Here is a 23,079-nt window from a genome sequence, read left to right as displayed (position 1 = left end):
GTCTGAGCCTAACCACTCGCCCCTCGGGCTGCGCATGAGCCCTCGGTGTCACGCGTTACGCTCGCCCCCATGACCAAGAAGTTCGAATACGCGACGGTCCCGCTGCTGGTCCACGCCACCAAGCAGATCCTGGACACCTGGGGCGAGGACGGCTGGGAGCTCGTCCAGGTCGTGCCCGGGCCGAACAACCCCGAGCAGCTCGTGGCCTACCTCAAGCGGGAGAAGGCATGAGCGGCGTCGTCGAGGCGAAGCTGGCCGAGCTCGGCCTGACCCTGCCGGACGTCGTCCCGCCGCTGGCCGCGTACCAGCCGGCCGTGCGGTCGGGCGCGTACGTGTTCACCGCGGGGCAGCTCCCGATGGTTCGCGGCAGCCTGCCGACGACCGGCAAGGTCGGGGCGGAGGTCTCCGCGGAGGAGGCCAAGCAGCTGGCCGCGGTCTGCGCGCTGAACGCCCTGGCGGCGGTGAAGTCCGTGATCGGCGACCTCGACAAGATCGAGCGCGTCGTGAAGGTCGTGGGCTTCGTGGCCTCGGCCCCGGACTTCACGGGCCAGCCGGGCGTGCTGAACGGTGCGAGCGAGCTGCTGGGCGAGGTGCTCGGAGAGAAGGGCGTCCACGCCCGCAGCGCGGTCGGCGTGGCGGTCCTCCCGCTGGACGCCCCGGTCGAGGTCGAGCTCCAGGTAGAGGTTTCCGCTTCCTGACGCGCCGCGCCATTTCCTGACGCGCCGCGCCCTTTCTTGACGCGCCGCACCATTTCTTCACGCGCCACTCGCGCGGCTCGGCCCTGGCGGGCCACCCTTTTCGACGCGCCACTCGCGCGCGGCTCGGCCCTGGCGGGCCTCACCGGCTTCGCGCCGCTGCGCCGGACTCCGTCCGGCGGCCCGCCGGGGCCGTTCCCGTTCCGCTCCGGGGCCGTTCCCGTTCCGCCTCTTCCCGCCCGTCCGGCGTTCGGGGCCGGGTCCGGGCGACCCGGCCCGCCGCCCCGGGGACTCTCGAACATCGGGCCGGATACCCGTAGCATCCCGTCATGCCGAATGGTCAGAACGGTCAGCAGCAGCCCCCCGCCGGAGGCCAGTGGTACCCGCCGGAATGGCCCGACCGCATCCGCGCGCTCATGGACGGTTCCCTCGTCCCGGTGGAACCCCGCCGCGCCGCCACCGTCATGCTGCTCCGCGACACCCCCGCCGGACCCGCCGTGCACATGCTGCGCCGCAAGGCCTCCATGGCCTTCGCGGGCGGCGCGTACGCCTACCCCGGCGGCGGGGTCGACCCCCGCGACGAGGACCACCTCGTCGGCTGGGCCGGCCCGAGCCAGGACGACTGGGCCGTACGCCTCGACACCGACCCCCGCACCGCCCAGGCGATCGTCTGCGGCGCCGTCCGCGAGACCTTCGAGGAGGCCGGCGTCCTGCTCGCCGGCGAGTCCCCCGACACCGTCGTCGGCGACACCACCGGCGACGACTGGGAGGCCGACCGCGTGGCCCTCGTCGCCCGGGAGCTCAGCTTCGCCGAGTTCCTCGACCGCCGCGGCCTGTTGCTCCGCTCCGACCTGCTCGGCGCGTGGGCCCGCTGGATCACCCCGGAGTTCGAGCCCCGCCGCTACGACACCTGGTTCTTCGTGGCCGCCCTCCCGGAGGGCCAGCGCACCCGCAACGCCTCCACCGAGGCCGACCGGACCGTCTGGATCCGCCCCGCGGACGCCGCGGCCGGCTACGACAAGGGCGAGCTGCTGATGATGCCGCCCACCATCTCCACGCTGCGCTCGCTGGAGCCGTACGGGAGCGCCGCCCGCGCCCTCGCCGCGGCCGCCGACCAGGACCTGACCCCCGTACTGGCCCAGGCCACGCTGGAGAACGGCGAGCTGGTGCTCAGCTGGCCCGGCCACGACGAGTTCACCAAGCACGTCCGCCCCGGAGGCACCCCGTGACGAATGCGGCCGCTCTGCCCGGACAGCCCAGAGGAATCGTTACCTCAGGGCCCGCCACCGCCCGCGCGGTCAACATCCTGGCCCCCAACGCCTCCGCGATGACCCTGGACGGCACCAACACCTGGCTCGTCTCGGAGCCCGATTCCGCGGAAGCCGTCGTCATCGATCCCGGCCCCCTGGACGAGGCCCACCTGCGCGCCGTCGTGGAGAGGGCCGAACAGGCCGGCAAGCGGATCGCGCTGACCCTCCTCACCCACGGCCACCCCGACCACGCCGAGGGCGCGGGCCGGTTCGCCGAGCTCACCGGTACCAAGGTCCGCGCGCTGGACCCCGCCCTGCGCCTCGGCGACGAGGGGCTCGGCGCCGGGGACGTCATCCGGACCGGCGGCCTGGAGCTGCGCGTGGTCCCGACCCCCGGGCACACCGCCGACTCGCTCTGCTTCCACCTGCCCGCCGACCGCGCCGTCCTGACCGGCGACACGATCCTCGGCCGCGGCACGACCGTCGTGGCCCACCCCGACGGGCGCCTCGGCGACTACCTGGACTCGCTGCGCCGGCTGCGTTCGCTGACGGTCGACGACGGCGTGCACACGGTGCTCCCGGGCCACGGGCCGGTCCTGGACGACGCCCAGGGCGCGGTGGAGTTCTACCTGGCCCACCGCGCGCACCGGCTCGCCCAGATCGAGACCGCCGTGGAGGACGGGTACACGACCCCCGAGGCGGTCGTCGCCCACGTCTACGCGGACGTGGACCGCTCGCTGTGGCCGGCCGCGGAATGGTCCGTACGGGCGCAGCTGGAGTACCTTCAAGATCACGGACTGATCCCAGGGGGCCCCGAATGACCACGCTGTTCCTGCTGCTCGCGCTGATCGCCACGGCGTCGTGGATCACCTCGACGGTGACCCTGCGCATGAAGGCCCTGGAGCGGCGCTCGGAGAGGCTGGAGCGGCGCCTCGGCCTGGTCCTGGACCACTTCGGCATCGAGGAGCCGGAGCCGGCCGGGCTGGACGAGGTACGGGCGCTCGTGCGCGACGGGCGCGCGGTCGAGGCCATCCGGGTCTACCGGCGGATCACCGGGGCCGGCCTGCTTGAGGCGAAGCAGGCGGTCGAGGCCCTGACGGACGTCTGAGCGCTGCACCAGGAGACGGCCACGCGGAAACGTTCACCCAGGGACGACCACCCGGGGACGACCACCCGGGGACGACCACCCGGGGACGACCGCCCGGGGACGACCGCCCGGTGACGGCAGAGGGGCCCCGCCCGACCGGGCAGGACCCCTCCACGCACATCCGGACCGCGGTCAGCGGGACCGCTTCGCCAGCCGCTCCACGTCCAGCAGGATCACGGCGCGGGCCTCCAGGCGGAGCCAGCCGCGGCCCGCGAAGTCCGCGAGGGCCTTGTTGACCGTCTCGCGGGAGGCGCCGACCAGCTGGGCCAGCTCTTCCTGCGTCAGGTCGTGCACGACGTGGATGCCTTCCTCGGACTGCACGCCGAAGCGGCGCGACAGGTCCAGGAGGGCGCGGGCGACGCGGCCCGGGACGTCGGAGAAGACCAGGTCGGACATCTGGTCGTTGGTCTTGCGCAGGCGCCGTGCCACCGCGCGCAGCAGCGCGGTCGCGACCTCGGGCCGGACGTTGAGCCAGGGCTGGAGGTCGCCGTGGCCGAGGCCGAGCAGCTTGACCTCGGTCAGGGCGGTGGCGGTGGCGGTACGCGGGCCGGGGTCGAACAGCGACAGCTCGCCGATCAGCTCGCCGGGGCCGAGGACGGCCAGCATGTTCTCGCGGCCGTCGGGGGAGGTGCGGTGCAGCTTCACCTTGCCCTCGGTCACGACATACAGCCGGTCACCGGGATCGCCCTCGTGGAACAGGGCGTCACCGCGTGCGAGGGTCACCTCGCCCATGGAGGCGCGGAGCTCCGCGGCCTGCTCATCATCGAGCGCCGCGAAGAGCGGGGCGCGCCGCAGAACGTCGTCCACGAGTCTCTCTCCTATGTCGACCAGCTCAGGGGGGCCTGGCCCCCCATTTTGCCGGACGGCTCAAACAGTGCGATCAATCACTACCAAGGATGCCGGACGTACGCGTGTGCTGTGCGGTGAGAGGCCAATCAGAGTGGTGTTACCTGAGGTCCAGGCGGGTGTCAGCGCCCGGCCTTAGGCTGGCCGGGTGTCCAACAAGCCGGTGAGAGCACAGGCCAAGGGGTCCGCAGGAGTGACGGGCGGGCCCAATTCAGCTGTGGGCGAACAAGCCCCCGAGAAGACGCCCGGGAAGCCCCGGACGGCCCTGCCGAGCCCCCAGGGCAAAGGTTCGGCCAAGAAACCGGAATCGCATCTGGCGATGGTGCGCCGGGCCCGCCGCATCAACCGCGAGCTGGCCGAGATCTATCCGTACGCCCACCCCGAGCTCGATTTCCGGAATCCCTTCGAGCTGCTGGTCGCCACGGTCCTCTCCGCGCAGACCACCGACCTGCGCGTGAACCAGACGACCCCGGCCCTGTTCGCCGCCTACCCGACCCCCGAGGACATGGCCGCGGCCGTGCCCGAGGATCTGGAGGAGATCATCCGGCCGACCGGGTTCTTCCGGGCGAAGGCGCGGTCCCTCCTCGGCCTCTCCCAGGCCCTGCGGGACGACTTCGGCGGGAACGTGCCGGGCCGGATCGAGGACCTGGTGAAGCTGCCGGGAGTCGGCCGGAAGACGGCCAACGTGGTGCTCGGCAATGCGTTCGGCGTCCCGGGGATCACCGTGGACACCCACTTCGGCCGGCTGGTGCGCCGCTGGAAGTGGACCGAGCAGGAGGACCCGGAGAAGGTCGAGGCGGAGATCTGCGCGATCTTCCCGAAGAGCGAGTGGACGACGCTCTCGCACCGCGTGGTCTTCCACGGCCGCCGGATCTGCCACTCCCGCAAGCCCGCCTGCGGCGCCTGCCCGATCGCCCCGCTGTGCCCGGCGTACGGGGAGGGCGAGACGGACCCGGAGAAGGCGAAGAAGCTGCTCAAGTACGAGAAGGGCGGCCAGCCCGGCCAGCGGCTGAGCCCGCCGCCCGACTACCCGGGCCTCCCGGCGCCGCCGCTGGGCGCCGGCGGGGCGGCCTCGGCGGATGCGACTGCCTCTACCGCCTCGACCGCCTCGACGACCTCGACCGCCTCCTGAGCACGCAACACGGAGCGGAGCGGAACTGAACGGAGCACGGCCGCGGGCCGCCGCACGGCGGCCCGTGGAGGAACGAATCCGGCCCGGGGCTGCGTTGTCCCCGTATCGGGACGGCAACGGTGTCGGCGACGGCAGGGAGCAGGGGTGCCTATGACGCGCGGAGCGCGGGACGAGAGCGGTGTGGCCCAGGCGGCCGCGCCGCCGCAGCAGGGCAAGCCGCAGGCGCCGTACGAGGACCAGGGCGCCGACGCTCCGCATGTGAGTACCCAGGGCCTGCCCGGGTGGCTCGATCCCGTCGTCGAGGCCGCGGCGACGGTCCGGCCGACCCAGCTCAGCCGGTTCCTGCCGCCCGAGGACGGCGGCGGCCGCCAGTCCGCCGTGCTGATCCTCTTCGGCGAGGGTCCCCGCGGCCCCGAGCTGCTGCTCATGGAGCGCGCCGGAACGCTGCGCTCGCACGCCGGCCAGCCCTCCTTCCCCGGCGGCGCACTCGACCCGGAGGACGGCGATCCGCACACCACCGGCCCGCTGCGCGCCGCCCTGCGCGAGGCCGAGGAGGAGACCGGGCTCGACCCCTCCGGCGTCCAGCTCTTCGGCGTGCTGCCGCGCCTGTACATCCCGGTCAGCGAGTTCGTCGTGACCCCGGTGCTCGGCTGGTGGCGCGATCCCAGCCCCGTCGGCGCCGTGGATCCGGCCGAGACCGCCCGCGTCTTCACGGTTCCCGTGGCCGATCTCACGGATCCCGATCATCGGGTCATGGCCGTCCACCCGAGGGGCCACCTGGGCCCCGCTTTCACCGTCGAATCGGCTCTGGTCTGGGGTTTTACCGCCGGAGTGATCGACCGGCTGCTGCATTTCGCGGGGTGGGAGCGCCCCTGGGACCGTTCGAGGCAGGTCCCGCTCGACTGGCGCGCATGAGACGGTGACCCTCGTGAACGTGCTGGACATCCTGTTGCTGGTCGCCGCCGTGTGGTTCGCGATCGTCGGCTACCGCCAGGGGTTCGTCGTCGGCATCCTGTCGGTGATCGGCTTCCTCGGCGGTGGTCTCACCGCCGTGTCCCTGCTCCCGCTGGTCTGGGACCGGGTGACCGACAACGGCACCCAGGTGTCCACCACGGTCGTGGTGATCGCCGTCGTCGTGATCATCGTCTGCGCCTCGATCGGGCAGGCCTTCACCACCCATCTGGGCAACCGTCTGCGCCGCCACATCACGTGGTCGCCGGCGCGCGCGCTCGACGCGACCGGCGGGGCGCTGGTCAACGTCGTCGCGATGCTGCTGGTGGCGTGGCTGATCGGCTCGGCCCTCGCCGGGACGTCACTTCCCACCCTGGGCAAGGAAGTCCGCAATTCCAAGGTGCTGCTCGGCGTCTCGCGGGTGCTGCCCGCGCAGGCCAACACCTGGTTCTCGGACTTCAGCTCCACCCTCGCGCGCAGCGGCTTCCCACAGGTCTTCAGCCCGTTCTCGAACGAGCCGATCACCGAGGTGAAGGCGCCCGACCCGGCGCTCGCCCGCAGCCCCGTCGCCGAGGCGGCCAAGCGTTCGATCGTGAAGGTCGTCGGTACCGCGCCGAGCTGCAGCAAGGTCCTGGAGGGCACCGGATTCGTCTTCGCGCCCGGCAAGGTCATGACCAACGCGCATGTCGTCGGCGGGGTCGGCGAGCCGACCGTGCAGATCGGCGGCGAGGGCAAGCTCTACGACGGCAAGGTCGTGCTCTACGACTGGGAGCGCGACATCGCCGTCCTGGACGTGCCCAAGCTGAAGGCGCCCGCGCTGGAGTTCACCGACAAGGACGCGGCGAGCGGCAGCGACGCGATCGTCGCCGGCTTCCCGGAGAACGGCGCGTACGACGTCCGCGCGGCGCGCGTCCGCGGCCGGATCAACGCCAACGGGCCCGACATCTACCACCGCGGCACCGTCCGGCGCGATGTCTACTCGCTGTACGCGACCGTCCGCCAGGGCAACTCCGGCGGCCCGCTGCTGACGCCCGACGGCAAGGTGTACGGGGTCGTCTTCGCGAAGTCGCTCGACGACCCGAACACCGGGTACGCGCTGACGGCGGACGAGGTCCGCGACGACATCCGGATCGGGAAGGCCTCCGACCGGCGGGTCGACAGCCAGGGCTGCGCCCTCTGATCCGTACGGGCCCGCTGATCCGTACGGATCCGGGTGGGCCCGTACGGGACGGGGCGCGGCTCCGGCTACGTCCGTGGATGCCGCAGGCGCGCCGAGACCCAGCGGGCCCGGCGGCGCAGGATGCGTGGAATCCCGAGTCGGGGGTCGTGGCCGTCCCGGCCCGTCCTCCCGTGCGTGCCCGGCGTCGCTGCCGGGCGGCGTTCGCGTGCGGTGTCACCGTAGTCGTGCGTCCAGCCCATACAACGAGCTGTGCCCGGGCCCCAAGGTCGGTAATCCCGTCCGGGGCGGCCAATTGGCCTATGCGCCGGGCAATTGAATGTTCGTAGGACAGTCGTACTGACGGTTGGTCAGCTGGTCAGCCGGCCGACTGAGGCCCCGTCGGGTCAGCGGTCCGGCTCGGGGTCCTTCAGCCAGTTCACCAGCTCGGTCGAGAAGGCCACCGGATCCTCCTCGTGCGGGAAGTGCCCGAGGCCGTCGAACAGCCGCCACCGGTACGGGGCTTCGACGTACTCCCCGGAGCCGGCCGCGCTCCGGGTGCGCATCACCGGGTCGAGCGATCCGTGCAGGTGCAGCGTCGGCACGCGCACCGGACGCTTCATCCGGCGGTTGAACTGGAGCCCGTCCGGCCGGGCCATCGACCGCATCATCCAGCGGTACGGCTCGATCGAGCAGTGAGCGGTGGACGGGATGCACATGGCGCGCCGGTACACGTCGAGGTCCTCGACCGCGGGCGGCAGCGGCCCGGACCAGTCCCGGATCAGCTCGGCCACGAGCGCCCCGTCGTCGGCGACGAGCTGCCGCTCCGGGATGAACGGCCGCTGGAAGCCCCAGATGTGCGAACTGGCCCGGGTCTGGCCGAAGTCGGACAGCATCGCCGAGCGCCAGCGCCGCGGGTGCGGCATCGAGGAGACCACGAGCCGGCGCACCAGCTTGGGCCGCATCACGGCGGCGGTCCAGGCGAGGTAGCCGCCGAGGTCGTGTCCCACGAGGGCGGCGTCCGGCTCGCCGAGGGACCGTACGACCCCGGTGATGTCGAGCGCCAGGTTCGCCGGGTCGTAGCCGCGCGGGGTGCGGTCGCTGCCGCCCACCCCGCGCAGGTCCATCGCGACCGCCCGGTACCCGGCGTCGGCGAGCGCGGTCAGCTGGTGCCGCCACGTCCACCAGAACTGCGGGAAGCCGTGCAGCAGCAGCACCATCGGCCCGTCGCCCATCTCGGCGACGTGGAACCGGGCCCCGTTGGCCGCGACGTCCCGGTGGGTCACCGCTCGCCCGCCGGGCACGTCGATCCTGACCGCCGTCGCGGCGGTGGGCGGAGTGCTGGAGTCCGCTGAGGGCGCTGTCATGAGGACGAGCGTGCCACACCCACAGCCTGGTCACTCACCGACCGCGGATGCGGCTTGACGGTCGCGACGACCGCCGCGGTCTGCTTGACCGAGGCGATGGTCTTCTCCGGCGGCTTGACCTTCTTGAACTTCGATACGGCGATCAGCGCCAGCAGGCCCGCGAGCAGCAGGAACGCCACGCCGACGATGAGGAACGACCAGGCCAGCCCGAGCCCGAGGTTGTGGATCCCGTACGCCGCGGCGAAGCTCAGCACGGGCAGCGAGAACAGGGCGAACACCCCTGCGATCCCGATGGCGCTGCCGCCGACGCCCACGCGCTTGACGTCCTGGCGGATCTCCGCCTTGGCGAGGGCGATCTCGTCGTGCACCAGGGCGGACATCTCGGCGGTGGCCGAGGCGACCAGCTGGCCGAGTGTGCGCTCGGCTCCTTGCGCCCCTTGGTCCACTGCGCTCATCGCTCTCTCCCTCTGTCTTCTGCCGTCGTCTGCTGTCGACGCCCTGCGCGGCGGCTGTCCTTCGCCCGTCACGGCGTCAGTTCAGATCATGCCGGACGGTCGCGCTCGGCGCTGGACCCGGTGGCGGCTTCGAGCGCGGCGGTCGTGGCCGTCTCGGCCTTGCGGCGGTGCTCCGCGGCCTTCGCCTCGTAGATCTTCGCCATCCGCAGGTGGTACTCCGGCTTGTCCTGCTCGTAGATGTCCGGGATGCCGTCGAGGTCCTCGTCGCGCTCCTCGTCCTCGGTGAGGGCCTGGTACTTGCGGTTGCGGAGCTTGAGCATGACGCTCGCGACGACGGCGGCGATGAGGGAGCCGAACAGGACGGCGGCCTTCACCTCGTCGGTGAGGGTCTGGTCGCCGGTGAAGGCGAGTTCGCCGATGAGGAGCGAGACGGTGAAGCCGATGCCGGCGAGCGAGGCCACGGCGAGTACGTCGGGCCAGGCCAAGTCCTCGTTGAGCGAGGCACGAGTGAAGCGGGCGGCCAGCCAGGTGCCGCCGAAGATGCCCACGGCCTTGCCGACGACCAGGCCGAGGACGACGCCGAGGGTCTCGGGCCGGGTGAAGACCTGGGCGATGGAGTCGTCGGAGAGCGAGACGCCGGCGGAGAACAGCGCGAAGAGCGGAACGGCCAGGCCGGCGGAAATGGGCCGGACGAGGTGCTCGATGTGCTCGCCGGGGGAGGTGTCCTCGCCCTCCTTGCGGGAGCAGCGGAGCATCAGGCCCATGGCCACGCCGGCGATGGTGGCGTGGACGCCGCTGTTGTACATCAGGCCCCAGATGACCAGGGCGAGCGGAACGTACACGTACCAGCCGCGGACGCCCTTGTGGAGCAGGAACCAGAAGACGACCAGGCCGAGGACCGCGCCGCCGAGGGCCAGGAAGTCGATCTCGCTGGTGAAGAACACCGCGATGATCATGATGGCGAAGAGGTCGTCGACGACGGCGAGGGTCAGCAGGAAGGCGCGCAGGGCGGACGGCAGCGAGGTGCCGATGACGGCCAGGACGGCCAGGGCGAAGGCGATGTCGGTGGCGGTGGGGACCGCCCAGCCGTTCATCGAGCCGCCGCCGGCTGCGTTGACCAGTACGTAGACCAGCGCGGGCACGGCCATGCCGCAGACGGCGGCGATCACCGGGAGGGCGGCCGCCTTGGGGTCGCGCAGATCGCCCGCGACGAGCTCGCGCTTGAGCTCGATGCCGGCGACGAAGAAGAAGACGGCCAGCAGCCCGTCGGCCGCCCAGTGCTGGAGCGAGAGGTCCAGTCCGAGGGAGGCGGGGCCGACGTGGAAGTCGCTGACCTCGGCGTAGCTGTCGGAGAGGGCGGGGATGTTCGCCCAGAGCAGGGCGGCGATGGCGGCCACGAGCAGGAGCACGCCGCCGACGGTCTCGGCGCGCAGGGCGTCGGCCACGAAGCGCCGTTCGGGCAGGGAGAGCCTGCCGAGGAACTTGCGGCTGTGGCGGTCGGCGGGGCTGGGCGCGGCCACGGGGGGCACCTCCGGGGTGGTTGGACGGCATGACGAACTCGTTGCCGACCAGACTTCCCGGCGCACCCTGTGGACTTACATTCTTTACGCTTCTAATACTTTACAGGGTTGCGCGAGGACGCATCCGGCGATCTTCACTTTATGTGCGAAAGGGGCATCCGGCGCGACGCGCCGGATGCCCCTCGCCACTCACTCTGTGCCCATCGGAGCGCTTCGTGCTCAGTCCTCGCTGGAGGCGGACGGCAGCTTGCTCTGGATCAGGTCCATGACCGAGGAGTCGGCCAGCGTCGTGACGTCGCCGACCGCGCGGTCCTCGGCGACATCGCGCAGCAGCCGCCGCATGATCTTGCCCGAGCGGGTCTTCGGCAGCTCCTGGACGGGAACGATCCGCTTCGGCTTGGCGATCGGGCCCAGCGTGGCGCCCACGTGGTTGCGCAGCTCGCCGACCAGGGTGTCGGTCTCCGAGGCGCTGCCGCGCAGGATCACGAAGGCCACGATCGCCTGGCCGGTGGTCTCGTCCTTGGCGCCGACCACGGCCGCCTCGGCGACCGACGGGTGCGAGACGAGCGCCGACTCCACCTCGGTGGTCGAGATGTTGTGGCCGGAAACCAGCATCACGTCGTCCACCCGGCCGAGCAGCCAGATGTCGCCGTCCTCGTCCTTCTTGGCGCCGTCGCCCGCGAAGTACTTGCCCTCGAAGCGGGACCAGTACGTGTCGACGAACCGCTGGTCGTCGCCCCAGATGGTGCGCAGCATCGATGGCCACGGCTCGGTGAGGACCAGGTAGCCGCCACCGCCGTTCGGCACCTCGTGGCCCTCGTCGTCCACGACCGTGGCGCCGATGCCGGGCAGCGCGCGCATCGCCGAGCCCGGCTTGGCCTCGGTCACGCCGGGCAGCGGGGAGATCATCATGGCGCCGGTCTCGGTCTGCCACCAGGTGTCCACGATCGGGCAGCGGTCGCCGCCGATGTGCTTGCGGTACCAGATCCAGGCCTCGGGGTTGATCGGCTCGCCGACCGAGCCCAGCACGCGCAGGCTCGACAGGTCGAACTTCGCGGGGATGTCGTCGCCCCACTTCATGAACGTACGGATCGCCGTGGGCGCGGTGTAGAGGATGGTGACGCCGTACTTCTGCACGACCTCCCAGAACCGGCCCTGGTGCGGGGTGTCCGGCGTGCCCTCGTACATCACCTGGGTGGCGCCGTTGGCGAGCGGACCGTAGACGATGTACGAGTGCCCGGTCACCCAGCCGATGTCGGCGGTGCACCAGTAGACGTCGCTCTCCGGCTTGAGGTCGAAGACGGCGTTGTGGGTGTACGCGGCCTGCGTGAGGTAGCCGCCGGAGGTGTGCAGGATGCCCTTGGGCTTACCCGTGGTCCCCGAGGTGTACAGGATGAACAGAGGGTGCTCGGCGTCGAAGGCCTGCGGGGTGTGCTCGGCGGACTGGCGTCCGACGATCTCGTCCCACCAGACGTCGCGGCCCTCGGTGAACGCGGTGTCCTGGCCGGTGCGCCGTACGACGAGCACGTGCTCGACCTGCGGGCACTTGGCGACGGCCTCGTCGATGGCGGGCTTGAGGGCGCTGGGCTTGCCGCGGCGGTAGCCGCCGTCGGCGGTGATGACCAGCTTGGCGTCGGCGTCCTGGATGCGGGAGGCCACGGCGTCGGCGGAGAAGCCGCCGAAGACCACCGAGTGCGCGGCGCCGACGCGGGCGCACGCGAGCATCGCGACGACGGCCTCGGGGATCATCGGCAGGTAGACCGCGACCCGGTCGCCGGCCTGGACGCCGAGCTCGGTCAGGGCGTTGGCGGCCTTGGAGACCTCGTCCTTGAGCTCGGCGTAGGTGATCGCGCGGCTGTCGCCGGGCTCGCCCTCGAAGTGGATGGCGACGCGGTCGCCGTTGCCGGCCTCGACGTGGCGGTCCACGCAGTTGTACGCGACGTTCAGCTTGCCGTCCGCGAACCACTTGGCGAAGGGCGGGTTGGTCCAGTCGAGCGTCTCGGTCGGCTCGGTGTCCCAGGTCAGCCGCCGTGCCTGCTCGGCCCAGAAACCCAGCCGGTCCGCGTCGGCCTGTGCGTACGCAGCCCCGGTCACGTTGGCGGCGGCGGCCAGGTCGGCGGGAGGAGCGAATCGGCGCTCCTCCTTCAACAGGTTGGCCAGGCTTTCGTTGCTCACGACATCTCCCTTTCCCAGGGTGTCCGTTGTGTCCCCGGGCATAGCTCATCAGTCAGCGGCCCTGGTGACAAGGGGTAGCCGAAAATTGGTTTAGACCTATATCACGGCCGGGCGGACGTGCAGAGTGGCCCCTTCCCGCTGCAGGGTGCGGGAAAGGGCCACTGTGTGACACGGATACCGGAGGGTACCGGTTCGTTTGTATCCATGATCCGGATCTGCCGGGCACGGCGATTCGGTCATCATCCGGTCATCTTTCAGGCGTGCTGCCCGACGTGCTGGCCGGCGGGGTGTACGGCGGGGTGTCCGACATGCTGTTCGGCGTGCTGTCCGGCCTGGTGCCCCACGCTGTCGAAGACCCGGCAGTCGAAGAAGTCCTCGCCTTCCGACAGCAGGTACGCCTGGGCCTCGCCCACGTGGAAGTACATCCCGTGCAGCTCCAGCGTGCCCTCCGCGAGCCGCCGGGCCACCGACTCGTGCGCCCTCAGGTGCTCCAGCTGCTGCACCACATTGGTCAGGCACAGCTGCTCCACGGCATCCGCCGGGAGCCGGCCCGCGATCCGGGCCCAGGCGTGGTGGCGGCTGGCCATCCGCTCCAGGCTGGGCAGCCCGTGCCGCAGCCACCGGCGAAGCGGGGTCATCGGGGCCCCGGGCGTGGAGTTCAGCAGCGCCTGCATGGCCCCGCAGCCCGAGTGCCCGCACACCGTGATGCTGTCCACCTTGAGCACGTCCACCGCGTACTCGATGGCCGCCGCGACCGAGTCGTCCGTGGCCTCGGCGCCCGGCAGGGGGATCAGGTTGCCGACGTTGCGGACCGTGAACAGGTCGCCGGGGCCGCTGGCCGTGATCATGCTGGTGACCAGGCGGGAGTCCGCGCAGGTCAGGAAGAGCTGCGAGGGCCGCTGCCCCTCCCGGGCCAGCCGGGCCAGCTCCTCGCGGACGTGCGGCGCGGTGTCCCGCTGGAAGGCGCTGATGCCGCTGGCCAGTTGGCCGGCGCCGCGGCGGCGCGGGGCCGGGGTCGGGGCCGCCGCCTCCAGGGCCTCCAGCGCGTCGGGAGCCGCGGCCGCGCCGGGGATCGTTGGCTCTGCTGCCGGCCGGTGGTCGCAGTGGTTCATCCACGGGGTCCAGGGGCGGCAGCACTGGTGCCCGCCGCGATGGCCCCCGCGGTGGGAGCGCTGCTCTACGCGGTCGGCCCGGGATCCCTGGTGCGCCAGGTGGGTCCGGTTGGCGACGCGGTCCGCCCCGGTCATCCGGGTGGTGGAGCGACCGGTGACCTCCAGCGAGCCCCCGTGCACCAGGTGGGCGTGCTGCCAGTCCTGGAGCGTCTCGTACGCCGCGTGGTCCATGAACGAGCCGTCCAGCTCCACCACCACCCGCCCGCCGGGCGGGATCTGGTTCAGCACCCGGCTCAGCCGCGGCACCGCGAGGAAGGTCAACTGCCCGCGTGCCCACACCCGGTGGACCCCGTCCAGCACCTCCACCGTGATCCGGGTCCGGGCCAGCCGGTGCAGGGCGATCGCGACCGCCACCGCGATGCCGATGGCGACCCCCTCCAGCACCCCGCCCAGCACCACTGCCGCGATCGTCGTCACGTACACCGCGATCTCGCGGTGCCGGGTGACCGTACGCAGATGCGTGGCGCTGACCATTTGCACGCCCAGCGCCATCACCAGGGCGGCCAGCGCGGCGAGCGGGATCAGGTCGAGGACCGGGACGAGAAGGGCGGCCGCGAGCAGGATCCAGAGTCCGTGCAGCATGACCGACCGGCGGCTGACGGCACCGGACTTGACGTTGGCCACGCTCCGGACGGCCCCGCCCGCGACGGGCAGTCCGCCCAGCAGTCCGGAGACGACGTTCGCCGCGCCCTGTCCGCGCAGTTCCCGGTCGAGGTCGGCGCGCGGCGGGCGGTTGCCCGTACGCCGCTGCGAGGCGATCAGCTTGTCGGTGGCGACCGCGGACAGCAGGGATTCCACACTGCCGACCAGGGTGACCGTCAGGACGGCCGCGATGATGCCGAGGACGGGACCCTCGGGCAGCTCGGGCAGGGCGTGGCTGCGCCAGGACGGCAGGTCCACCCGGGGCAGGGTCAGCCCGGTCAGCGCGGCGAACGCCGTGGCCGTGGCCACGGCTGCCAGCGCGGCCGGCACCTTGCGCAGCGCGAGCCCGATCCGCCCGGGCAGCCGCGGCCAGCCGAGCAGCACGACCAGGGTCAGGGCGCTGACGCCGAGCGCGGCCGGATGCAGCTGCGCCAACTGGTCCGGAAGGCCCAGGACGTTGGCGAGGGCGGAGCTCTGCGGGGTGCCGCCGAGGACGATGTGCAGCTGGGCCAGCGCGATCGTGACGCCGACGCCCGCGAGCATGCCGTGGACGATGGCCGGGCTGACCATGAGTGCCGATCGGGCGGTGCGCAGCGCGGCGAGCCCGAGCTGGCAGCAGCCGGCGAGCACGGTGATGGCGCAGGTCGTGCGCCATCCGTAGTGCTGGATCAACTCGGCGGTGACGACCGTGAGTCCGGTCGCGGGTCCGCTCACCAGGAGGGGGGTGCCGCCCAGCCGCCCGGCCACGATCCCGCCGACGGCCGCGGCCACCAGGCCCGCCTGGAGCGGGGCGCCGGTGGCGAGGGCGATGCCGAGGGAGAGCGGCAGGGCGATCAGGAAGACGGTCAGGGAGGCGGAGAGGTCGGCATGGAGATCGGCGCGGTGCCCCTTGCGTGGGGCGCCGTGGGCCGTGGGGGAGGTGGCTGTCATAGGTCCCGTCTCCTCTGCGGAGGGATGAAGCGGCGGGAGTCTCAACACTCAGTAAATGAAAGGTAATGGAGAGTAAAGGATCGCGATAGGGAATGGGGGCAAATGGTCTAGAAATTAGCGCTCAGGGGTGATTAAGCATTTTGTACGGCTTGTCACATCATCTTCACGGCGGACCGCATGGGACGTTGCGGCGCGGAAGACCCGCGATGGAACTGCGAGGAGAGGTGGACGGATGATCGCCGCCACGAAGAAGATCGCCGGCGGCCTGGTCGCCACGGCGCTGGTGCTGGGCGTCGCCGGGTGCAGCACCTCGGGACCCGCCAAGCCGTCCGCCGGGAGCCCGAACGGCAAGAAGGGCGCGGCGGCCCCCGAAGCCGCGCCCGGGAGCGTCAACCGGCTCATCGGCGACGGCTCGACGGCGTACACGGGTGCGCAGCCGAACGTGCGGAAGCCGCAGAAGCTGAAGCCCGGCGAGAAGCCGCCGCAGTTCGTGGTGTTCTCGTGGGACGGGGCCGGCGAGGACAGCCAGAAGCTCTTCTCGCACTTCCGTGAGGTCGGAAAGAAGTACAACGCCCGGATGACGTACTTCCTCAGCGGCGTGTACATGCTCCCCGAGGAGAAACGTTCCCTCTATACGGCCCCGCAGCACGAGTCCGGCCGCTCCGACATCGGCTTCGGCGATCTCCAGGGCGTCAAGGACACGGCCGCGCAGGTCCGCGGGGCCTGGCTGGAGGGCAACGAGATCGGCACCCACTTCAACGGCCACTTCTGCGGCCCCGACGGCGGCGTCGGCACCTGGTCCGTCCCGGAGTGGAAGAGCGAGATCAACCAGGCCAAGTCGTTCGTCAAGAGCTGGAAGACGAACACGCCGGACCTCAAGGGCATGGAGCCGCTCCCGTTCGACTACGACAAGGAGCTCATCGGCGCCCGCACCCCCTGCCTCGAAGGCCAGAAGAACTTCATGCTGGCGGCCAAGGACATGGGCTTCCGCTACGACTCCAGCGGCATCAGCAAGCAGATCTGGCCGAAGAAGACGGACGGGCTCTGGGACGTCCCGCTCCAGCTGGTACCCATGCCGGGCCGTGCCTTCGACACGCTGAGCATGGACTACAACTACCTGGTCAACCAGTCCGGTACGACCACGCAGGGCGACCCCTCGCAGCACGCGTACTGGGGCGAGCAGATGCGCGAGGGCCTCCAGCAGGCCTTCGACCGGGTCCACTCGGGCAACCGCGCGCCGCTGATCATCGGCAACCACTTCGAGTCCTGGAACGGCGGCACGTACATGAAGGCCGTCGAGGACTCCATCGAGTCGATGTGCACGCAGAAGGACGTCCGCTGCGTGCCGTTCCGCGAGCTGGTCGACTGGCTGGACGCCCAGGACCCGAAGGTCCTGGAGTGGATGCGCGGTCTCGACGTCGGCGAGGCGCCCAAGGAGGGCTGGCCGAAGTTCCTGACGGCGGGGCCGCCGGCCGAGCCGGCCGCCCCCGCGGTCAAGCCGGCTGCGGAGCCGGCCGAAGAGGGTTCGAGCGAGGACTGACGAGGTCGGGGGCGGCCGGCTCGTCGAGGTCCTGGACCGCCGGCCCGCCGCCGACGCCCTCCCGCAGGACGAAGTCGGGGTCGACCTGGGCAGCCAGGTCGGCCCCGGTCTTGGCGTTCCCCCAGCTCTCCGCGTTCCGCAGGTGGAAGTGGACCATCTGCGCGGTGTACCGCTCCCAGTCGCGGTCGGCGTACGAGTCGTCGGCCGCGTCCTGGAGGGCTTGGAGGGCGAGCCGGTTGCTCGCTTCGAGCAGCTCGAACGCCGCCGGGCGGCCCTTCTCCATCGCCCGTACCCAGTCGGAGTGCCCGACGGTGACGAGCAGGTCCTCCCCGACCTCGTCCTGGAGGAACTCGATGTCGTCCGTCCCTTGCACCTTGTTGCCGATGACCTTGAGCGCGACCCCGAAGTCCCGCGCGTAGTCCTTGTACTGGCGGTACACGGAGATGCCCTTGCGGGTCGGCTCCGCGACCAGGAAGGTCATGTCGAAGCGGGTGAACATGCCCGAGGCGAAGGAGTCGGAGCCCGCGGTCATGTCGACGACGACGTACTCGTCCGGGCCGTCGACCAGGTGGTTGAGGCAGAGCTCCACCGCACCGACCTTGGAGTGGTAGCAGGCGACCCCGAGGTCCGACTCGGTGAACGGACCGGTGGCCATCAGCCGCACGGGCTCCCCGTCGAACATCAGCGTGCGCGCGCAGGCCTCGTACACCGGGTTGTCCTCGGTGACCCGCAGCAGGCGCGATCCGGCGCCGGGCGGGGTGGTCTTGATCATCGTGGCGGCGGAGGCGATGCGCGGATTGGAGCCCCGCAGGTACTCCTTGATCAGGGGCAGGTGCGCGCCCAGGGCGGGCAGCGCGGCGGCCTCGTCCTCGTCGAGTCCGAGCGCGGCGCCCAGGTGCTGGTTGATGTCGGCGTCCACCGCGACGACAGGGGCTTCATTGGCTGCGAGGTGGCGGATGAAGAGGGCGGACAGGGTCGTCTTGCCGCTGCCGCCCTTTCCCACGAAAGCGATCTTCATGTTCACCAAGGGTAGCGGTTCGGTCGCTTTGCGTGGTGCCGGTAAGTGAAGAAGACCACTCCAAGGAGGGGTCGGTGCCATGGGCGTCGAGTGCGTAGGCTCCCTACTTATGAGTAGCGCTTCTGACCCGCTGGCCGCCCTGGGTTCGCTCCCGGGCGTCGCCGAATCCGTGGATTCCGTACGCAAGGCCGTGGACCGGGTCTACGGGCACCGGGTCATGCGCCGGCGCGGCGGGGAGATCACCTCGGAGGCGGCGCTGCGCGGGGCGCGCGGCAGTGCGGCGCTGTCCGGGGCGGACTGGGCGCTGGAGGAGGTGCGCCGCCGCACCGACTTCGGGGCGGAGGCGCAGGCGCGCACGGTGGGCGCGGCGCTGCGCCTGACGGCGGAGGCCGGGCAACTGTTGAGTATCTGGCGCCAGTCGCCGCTGCGGGTGCTGGCGCGCCTGCACCTGGTGGCGTCGGGGTCGACGGCCGACGGTGACGTGGTGGGCCGGCCGCGGCTGGCGGGCGAGCCGGTGGACGAACCCTTCATCACCCTGCCGCTGCCGAGCGCGGACGAGGTGGCGGGCCGGCTGGACGGCCTGTCCCGACTGATCATCGCGGGCGGCTCGGCCCCGGCGCTGATCACGTCGGCGGTGGTGCACGGCGAGCTGCTGGCGCTGCGTCCGTTCGGCTCGTACAACGGGCTGGTCGCGCGGGCGGCGGAGCGGATCGTGCTGATCAACAGCGGCCTGGACCCGAAGGCGATCTGCCCGGCGGAGGTCGGCCACGCGGAGCAGGGGCGGGACGCGTACCTGGCGGCCTTCGAGGGCTACGTCTCGGGGACGGCGGAGGGGATGGCGGCGTGGATCGCGCACTGCGGCCGCGCGATCGAGCTGGGCGTCCGCGAGTCGACGGCGGTCTGCGAGGCGCTGCAGCGGGGCGCGGCGTAATCGGACCCCGCACAGGGTTGCGGCGACACCGTCTAGCTCTGGTGTCGCCGCTGGCATTTACGCCCAGTTACCAAGCGTCCTCGATGGTTGCCCATCAGGCCGGGAGCTTTGCCCGTTACCTGGTGCGGCTGGCCCGTAATCGACGGGTCGACGTCGCGTGGGTGCTCGGCGTTCATGCTTCGGTCCGTGGGCCTTACTGCGGTTAAAGATGATCCTCTCGGATGTTCTTTGGTCTCGCGGGCCGTTGACTCCTTTGTACTCCGCTTCGCTGACAAGCGGAACCCCTACCCACTTTTTTTACTTTCCGGGACACCGTAGGGCGAACCGGACATTGGTCGTCGCCGCAGCTCAGGGCGCATTCCCGCCCGGGCGGGACGCCGACCTCCCGAGCCCCGCTGGGGTATCCCGCCGCCGGAGTTCGAGGCGCGGGCGCGCGGGCGCCGTATGCCGGGTCAGGCGGACGCGGCAGCGGCCAGCGCGCTGGCCCGCCGCCGGCTGGCGTACCAGACCAGCCCCGCGGTGGCGGCAGCCGCCCCCACCGCCGCCGCGGCCACCAAAGCCGGCCGCGCCGGCATGGACAGCCCGGGCAGCCGCTGCTTCAACCGCACCGGCCGGTTGAACACCAGCACCGGCCACTCCCGCGCCACCGCCTCCCGCCGCAACGCCCGGTCGGGGTTGACGGCGTGCGGGTGCCCGACCGCCTCCAGCATCGGGATGTCCGTCACCGAGTCGCTGTACGCGTAGCACCGCGTGAGGTCGTACCCCTCGGACTCCGCGAGCTCCCGCACCGCCTCGGCCTTGGTCGGCCCGTACGCGTAGTACCCGATCTCGCCCGTGAAGCAGCCGTCCTCGCCGATGACCATGCGCGTCGCGACGACCCGGTCCGCGCCGAGCATCTCGCCGATCGGCTCGACGACTTCGGCGCCGGACGTCGACACGATCACCACGTCGCGGCCGGCCGTGTGGTGGGCCTCGATGAGGGAGGCGGCCTCGTCGTAGATCAGCGGGTCGATCAGGTCGTGAAGGGTCTCGGCGACGATCTCCCGCACCTGCTGGACGTTCCACCCCTTGCAGAGGGAGGACAGGTACTCACGCATCCGCTCCATCTGATCGTGGTCGGCGCCGCCGACCAGGTAGATGAACTGGGTGTAGGCGGTGCGCAGCACGGCTCGGCGGTTGATGAGGCCGCCCTGGTAGAAGGACTTGCTGAACGTCAGAGTGCTTGACTTCGCAATGACCGTCTTGTCCAGGTCGAAGAAGGCTGCGGTGCGGGGCGACGAGTGCGGCAAGGGCTGGATTTCCACGCCCCGAGCATATGCGCCCACCATTCGGCGTAAGGTGTGGCGCGTGGGTTTGCCTGAGAAGGCTCTCGGGTACACCATGGAAGTCACGGATCGTTCGCGACCGTGCTAACCCGGTCTGGCTCCTCCCCCCCCGAGTCGGACCGTGGGGACGACCCCCGCTCTCCCCCCCGGCGGGGGTCGTCGCATGTCCGGACGCGGTTTGCGTCCCTGCCTTCGGCCCCAAGTGACCATTCCTGCAGCCCCCCTTCCTCGGTGGGCCCTGCGTGCCGAAGGCCCTCACTTCTTCAGACTCGTGACGCTGCGTAGTGGTTCCGCCGCGCTCTGAACTCACCTGTTGGGGTGATGGAGTTATTCACAGGGCTCCTGTTGTCCACAGTTTTCGAGCAAGATCCACGTCTATTTCCGGATGGCCCCACGGTGATTCCAGCCGCGAAGTCCGCGGTGCTGGGATTCGCAGTGAGAAGGGGGCGGAGATCGTGGCTGGATCGAAGTCGTGTGAAGTGCCGGAGCGCGTGGAAGCAGGCGGAATCAGGCCATTGGGCGCTCTGGGTGGGGCTGTCCCCGGTGGCGGGCGGCCGCTGATCATCACCGAGGACCCGCTGCTGCTCGACGATCTGCTGCGGCTGTGCGCGGCCGCGGGCGCCGAGCCGCATGTGCACCATGCGGTGCCCGAGCAAAGCGGAGGCGGTGGCGTCGGAGGCGGCGGGAGGGGCGAAAGCGGTTCCGGAGCCGCCCTGGATGCGGGCGGGGGCGTCGGATGGGAGTCCGCGCCGCTCGTACTCGTCGGGGATGACGCCGCCCGCCGGGTGCGCGGCGCCCCGCGCCGGGGTGGGGTGCTGCTCATCGGCCGGGACCTGGACGACCCCCTCGTCTGGCAGCGGGCGGTGGAGATCGGCGCCGAGGAGGTGCTCCGGCTCCCCGACGCCGAGAGCCGGCTCGTCGACCGCATCGCCGATGTGGTGGAAGGGGCCGGGAAACCCGCCCTCGCCGTCGGGGTGATCGGCGGCAGCGGCGGGGCCGGAGCCTCCACCCTCGCGTGCGCACTGGCCCTCCGCGCCGCCCGTGCCGGGGAGCGGACCATCCTCATCGACGGGGACCCGCTCGGTGGCGGTATGGACGTACTGCTCGGCGGCGAGAGCGCCGAGGGGCTCCGCTGGCCGGACTTCGCGGGCTCGCGGGGCCGGGTGGGCGCCGGCGCGCTGGAGGAGTCCCTGCCGGAGCTGCACGCGTTACGGGTGCTCAGCTGGGACCGCGGGGACCGGGTGGTGGTGCCGCCCGCGGCGATGCGCTCGGTGCTGGCCGCCGCGCGCCGCCGGGGCGGGGTGGTGGTCGTCGACCTGCCCCGGCGGGTGGACGAAGCCGTGGCCGAGGCGCTGGCCCAGCTGGACCTGGTGCTGATGGTGGTGCCGGGCGAGTTGCGGGCGGTGGCCGCCGCGGGCCGGGTCGCGGCCGGCGTGCGGATGGTTGCTCGGGACGTCCGCGTGGTCGTACGGGGCCGCTGTCCGGGCGGGCTCGACGCCGAGGCGGTGGCCGGGCTGCTGGGGGTGCCGCTCGCCGGGGAGGTGCCGGTCGAGGTGGGGCTCCCGGGGCGGGTCGCCGAGGGAGAACCGCCGGGCGGGCAGGGGCGGGGCGCGCTGGCCCGCTTCTGCGACGGCTTCTGGCGGCGGGCGCTCGGCCCCGCCCAGGGGGTGGCGGCATGAGCGCCGTACTCCTGGACGCGGTGCGGCAGCGGCTCGCCGAGAGCGGGGCGGAGCCGACCCCGGCCCGGGTGGCGGCGGCCCTGCGGGCGCAGGGCCGACTGCTCGGGGACGCGGAAGTGCTGGGCGTGGCTGCCGAGTTGCGGTCCGAGCTGGTCGGCGCCGGCCCGCTGGAAGCGCTGCTCGCCGATCCGGAGGTCACCGATGTCCTGGTGGCCGCCCCGGACCGGGTGTGGGTGGACCGCGGCGGCGGGCTGGAGCTGACCGGGGTGACCTTCGCCGACGCCGATGCCGTGCGCAGGCTCGCCCAGCGGCTGGCCGCCGTCGCGGGCCGGCGCCTGGACGACGCCCGGCCCTGGGTGGACGCCCGGATGCCCGACGGCACCCGGCTGCATGCCGTGCTGCCGCCGGTGGCGGTCGGCTCGGCCTGCCTGTCGCTGCGGGTGGTGCGGCCGAGGGCGTTCACGCTGGACGAACTGGTCGAGGCGGGCACGCTGCCGCCCGGCGGGCAGCGGCTGCTGCGGGACATGGTCGAGGCCCGGCTGTCGTTCCTCGTCTCCGGCGGAACCGGCACCGGCAAGACCACGCTGCTCAGCGCCCTGCTCGGACTGGTCGGCCCCGGCGAGCGGATCGTCCTGGCCGAGGATTCGGCCGAGCTGCGCCCCGACCATCCGCACGTGGTGCGGCTGGAGACCCGGCCGGCCAACCAGGAGGGTGCGGGCCTGGTCACCCTGGCGGATCTGGTCCGGCAGGCGCTGCGGATGCGCCCGGACCGGCTGGTCGTCGGCGAGGTCCGGGGCGCGGAAGTGGCCGATCTCCTGGCGGCTTTGAACACGGGTCACGAAGGCGGATGCGGCACGGTCCATGCGAATGCCGCTGCGCACGTGCCGGCCCGGCTGGAGGCGCTCGGGACCTCCGCCGGGCTCGACCGGGCCGCCCTGCACAGCCAGTTGGCGGCCGCGCTGACCCTGGTGGTCCATCTGGTCCGGGACCGGGCCGGGCGGCGCCGGGTGGCCGAGGTGCACGTGCTGGAGCGGGACGCCGCCGGGCTGGTGGTCACCGTACCGGCGCTGCGCTGGTCCGCCCGGGGCTTCGCTCGGGAGCAGGGCTGGGAGCGGCTGCGTCCGCTGCTGCGGGGTGCGCGGTGAGCG

The 23,079-nt window shown here is 71.9% G+C and carries 20 protein-coding genes; 12 read left to right on the top strand and 8 right to left on the bottom strand.

What is annotated here, in order from left to right:
• Positions 1-69 precede the first annotated feature (69 nt).
• From ACIQU4_RS22390 to ACIQU4_RS22370, 5 genes are all read left to right on the top strand, one after another.
• Entirely contained in the window at positions 70-231 is a 162-nt protein-coding gene (locus ACIQU4_RS22390) for a DUF4177 domain-containing protein (protein WP_007264966.1), read from the top strand.
• The gene (locus tag ACIQU4_RS22385) at positions 228-698 is read left to right on the top strand and encodes a RidA family protein (protein WP_053690985.1); all 471 of its coding nucleotides are present in this window, start codon (positions 228-230) and stop codon (positions 696-698) included. Before ACIQU4_RS22390 ends, ACIQU4_RS22385 begins: the two co-directional genes overlap by 4 nt.
• Positions 699-1,024: 326 nt before the next feature.
• Positions 1,025-1,924: an NUDIX hydrolase gene (locus ACIQU4_RS22380; protein ID WP_403733426.1), complete on the top strand. Its 900-nt coding sequence runs from the start codon at positions 1,025-1,027 to the stop codon at positions 1,922-1,924.
• A complete protein-coding gene (locus tag ACIQU4_RS22375) occupies positions 1,921-2,766 on the top strand; it encodes an MBL fold metallo-hydrolase (protein ID WP_403733423.1) in 846 nt (281 codons plus the stop codon). Before ACIQU4_RS22380 ends, ACIQU4_RS22375 begins: the two co-directional genes overlap by 4 nt.
• Positions 2,763-3,053, top strand: a complete 291-nt coding sequence (locus ACIQU4_RS22370; protein ID WP_385573674.1) for a hypothetical protein — start codon at positions 2,763-2,765, stop codon at positions 3,051-3,053. The genes ACIQU4_RS22375 and ACIQU4_RS22370 overlap by 4 nt, the downstream gene beginning before the upstream one ends.
• Positions 3,054-3,224: 171 nt before the next feature.
• On the opposite strand, the gene ACIQU4_RS22365 is transcribed toward ACIQU4_RS22370, so the two are convergent.
• A complete protein-coding gene (locus tag ACIQU4_RS22365) occupies positions 3,225-3,899 on the bottom strand; it encodes a Crp/Fnr family transcriptional regulator (RefSeq protein ID WP_403733420.1) in 675 nt (224 codons plus the stop codon).
• A 256-nt stretch (positions 3,900-4,155) separates the two neighbouring features.
• On the opposite strand from ACIQU4_RS22365, the gene nth reads away from it, so the two are divergent.
• The 3 genes from nth to ACIQU4_RS22350 all read left to right on the top strand — a co-directional run bounded on the left by nth (position 4,156) and on the right by ACIQU4_RS22350 (position 7,201).
• Positions 4,156-5,070, top strand: coding sequence for an endonuclease III (nth, locus tag ACIQU4_RS22360; RefSeq protein ID WP_403734043.1), 915 nt, complete (start codon positions 4,156-4,158; stop codon positions 5,068-5,070).
• A gap of 150 nt (positions 5,071-5,220) precedes the next feature.
• A complete protein-coding gene (locus ACIQU4_RS22355; RefSeq protein ID WP_403733417.1) occupies positions 5,221-5,985 on the top strand; it encodes an NUDIX hydrolase in 765 nt (254 codons plus the stop codon).
• A gap of 13 nt (positions 5,986-5,998) precedes the next feature.
• Complete coding sequence (locus ACIQU4_RS22350; RefSeq protein WP_403733414.1) at positions 5,999-7,201, top strand: MarP family serine protease; 1,203 nt, start codon at positions 5,999-6,001, stop codon at positions 7,199-7,201.
• A gap of 383 nt (positions 7,202-7,584) precedes the next feature.
• Here ACIQU4_RS22350 and ACIQU4_RS22345 read toward each other — a convergent pair whose 3' ends face one another.
• The 5 genes from ACIQU4_RS22345 to ACIQU4_RS22325 all read right to left on the bottom strand — a co-directional run bounded on the left by ACIQU4_RS22345 (position 7,585) and on the right by ACIQU4_RS22325 (position 15,438).
• The gene (locus ACIQU4_RS22345) at positions 7,585-8,544 is read right to left on the bottom strand and encodes an alpha/beta fold hydrolase (RefSeq protein WP_403733411.1); all 960 of its coding nucleotides are present in this window, start codon (positions 8,542-8,544) and stop codon (positions 7,585-7,587) included.
• Positions 8,541-8,999, bottom strand: coding sequence for a phage holin family protein (locus ACIQU4_RS22340; RefSeq protein ID WP_030152702.1), 459 nt, complete (start codon positions 8,997-8,999; stop codon positions 8,541-8,543). The genes ACIQU4_RS22345 and ACIQU4_RS22340 overlap by 4 nt, the downstream gene beginning before the upstream one ends.
• Positions 9,000-9,085: 86 nt before the next feature.
• Positions 9,086-10,519: a Na+/H+ antiporter NhaA gene (gene nhaA / locus ACIQU4_RS22335; protein WP_403733409.1), complete on the bottom strand. Its 1,434-nt coding sequence runs from the start codon at positions 10,517-10,519 to the stop codon at positions 9,086-9,088.
• Between the two features lie 219 nt (positions 10,520-10,738).
• Complete coding sequence (acs, locus tag ACIQU4_RS22330) at positions 10,739-12,736, bottom strand: acetate--CoA ligase (protein WP_403733406.1); 1,998 nt, start codon at positions 12,734-12,736, stop codon at positions 10,739-10,741.
• A 212-nt stretch (positions 12,737-12,948) separates the two neighbouring features.
• A complete protein-coding gene (locus ACIQU4_RS22325; protein ID WP_403733404.1) occupies positions 12,949-15,438 on the bottom strand; it encodes a SulP family inorganic anion transporter in 2,490 nt (829 codons plus the stop codon).
• A 232-nt stretch (positions 15,439-15,670) separates the two neighbouring features.
• On the opposite strand from ACIQU4_RS22325, the gene ACIQU4_RS22320 reads away from it, so the two are divergent.
• On the top strand, positions 15,671-16,978 hold the full coding sequence (locus tag ACIQU4_RS22320; RefSeq protein WP_403733402.1) for a hypothetical protein: 1,308 nt from the start codon (positions 15,671-15,673) through the stop codon (positions 16,976-16,978).
• On the opposite strand, the gene ACIQU4_RS22315 is transcribed toward ACIQU4_RS22320, so the two are convergent.
• Positions 16,932-17,996, bottom strand: coding sequence for an ATP-binding protein (locus tag ACIQU4_RS22315; RefSeq protein WP_403733399.1), 1,065 nt, complete (start codon positions 17,994-17,996; stop codon positions 16,932-16,934). The genes ACIQU4_RS22320 and ACIQU4_RS22315 overlap by 47 nt on opposite strands.
• 109 nt (positions 17,997-18,105) lie before the next feature.
• Here ACIQU4_RS22315 and ACIQU4_RS22310 point away from each other — a divergent pair, with 109 nt between their 5' ends.
• A complete protein-coding gene (locus ACIQU4_RS22310) occupies positions 18,106-18,927 on the top strand; it encodes an oxidoreductase (RefSeq protein WP_403733396.1) in 822 nt (273 codons plus the stop codon).
• A 452-nt stretch (positions 18,928-19,379) separates the two neighbouring features.
• Here the strand turns inward: ACIQU4_RS22310 and ACIQU4_RS22305 are convergent, their stop codons facing one another.
• Positions 19,380-20,216: an HAD family hydrolase gene (locus ACIQU4_RS22305; protein WP_403734041.1), complete on the bottom strand. Its 837-nt coding sequence runs from the start codon at positions 20,214-20,216 to the stop codon at positions 19,380-19,382.
• 542 nt (positions 20,217-20,758) lie between these two features.
• Here ACIQU4_RS22305 and ssd point away from each other — a divergent pair.
• Positions 20,759-21,931: a septum site-determining protein Ssd gene (gene ssd, locus ACIQU4_RS22300; protein ID WP_403734039.1), complete on the top strand. Its 1,173-nt coding sequence runs from the start codon at positions 20,759-20,761 to the stop codon at positions 21,929-21,931.
• Complete coding sequence (locus ACIQU4_RS22295) at positions 21,928-23,076, top strand: TadA family conjugal transfer-associated ATPase (RefSeq protein WP_403733393.1); 1,149 nt, start codon at positions 21,928-21,930, stop codon at positions 23,074-23,076. The genes ssd and ACIQU4_RS22295 overlap by 4 nt, the downstream gene beginning before the upstream one ends.
• The last annotated feature ends 3 nt before the right edge of the window (positions 23,077-23,079 follow it).

Origin of the sequence: Streptomyces sp. NPDC090741 (assembly GCF_044769045.1) — a bacterium.
Lineage (GTDB): Bacteria > Actinomycetota > Actinomycetes > Streptomycetales > Streptomycetaceae > Streptomyces.
Note: the sequence above shows the minus strand (reverse complement) of the source record. Positions and strands in the feature narration are given on the sequence as shown.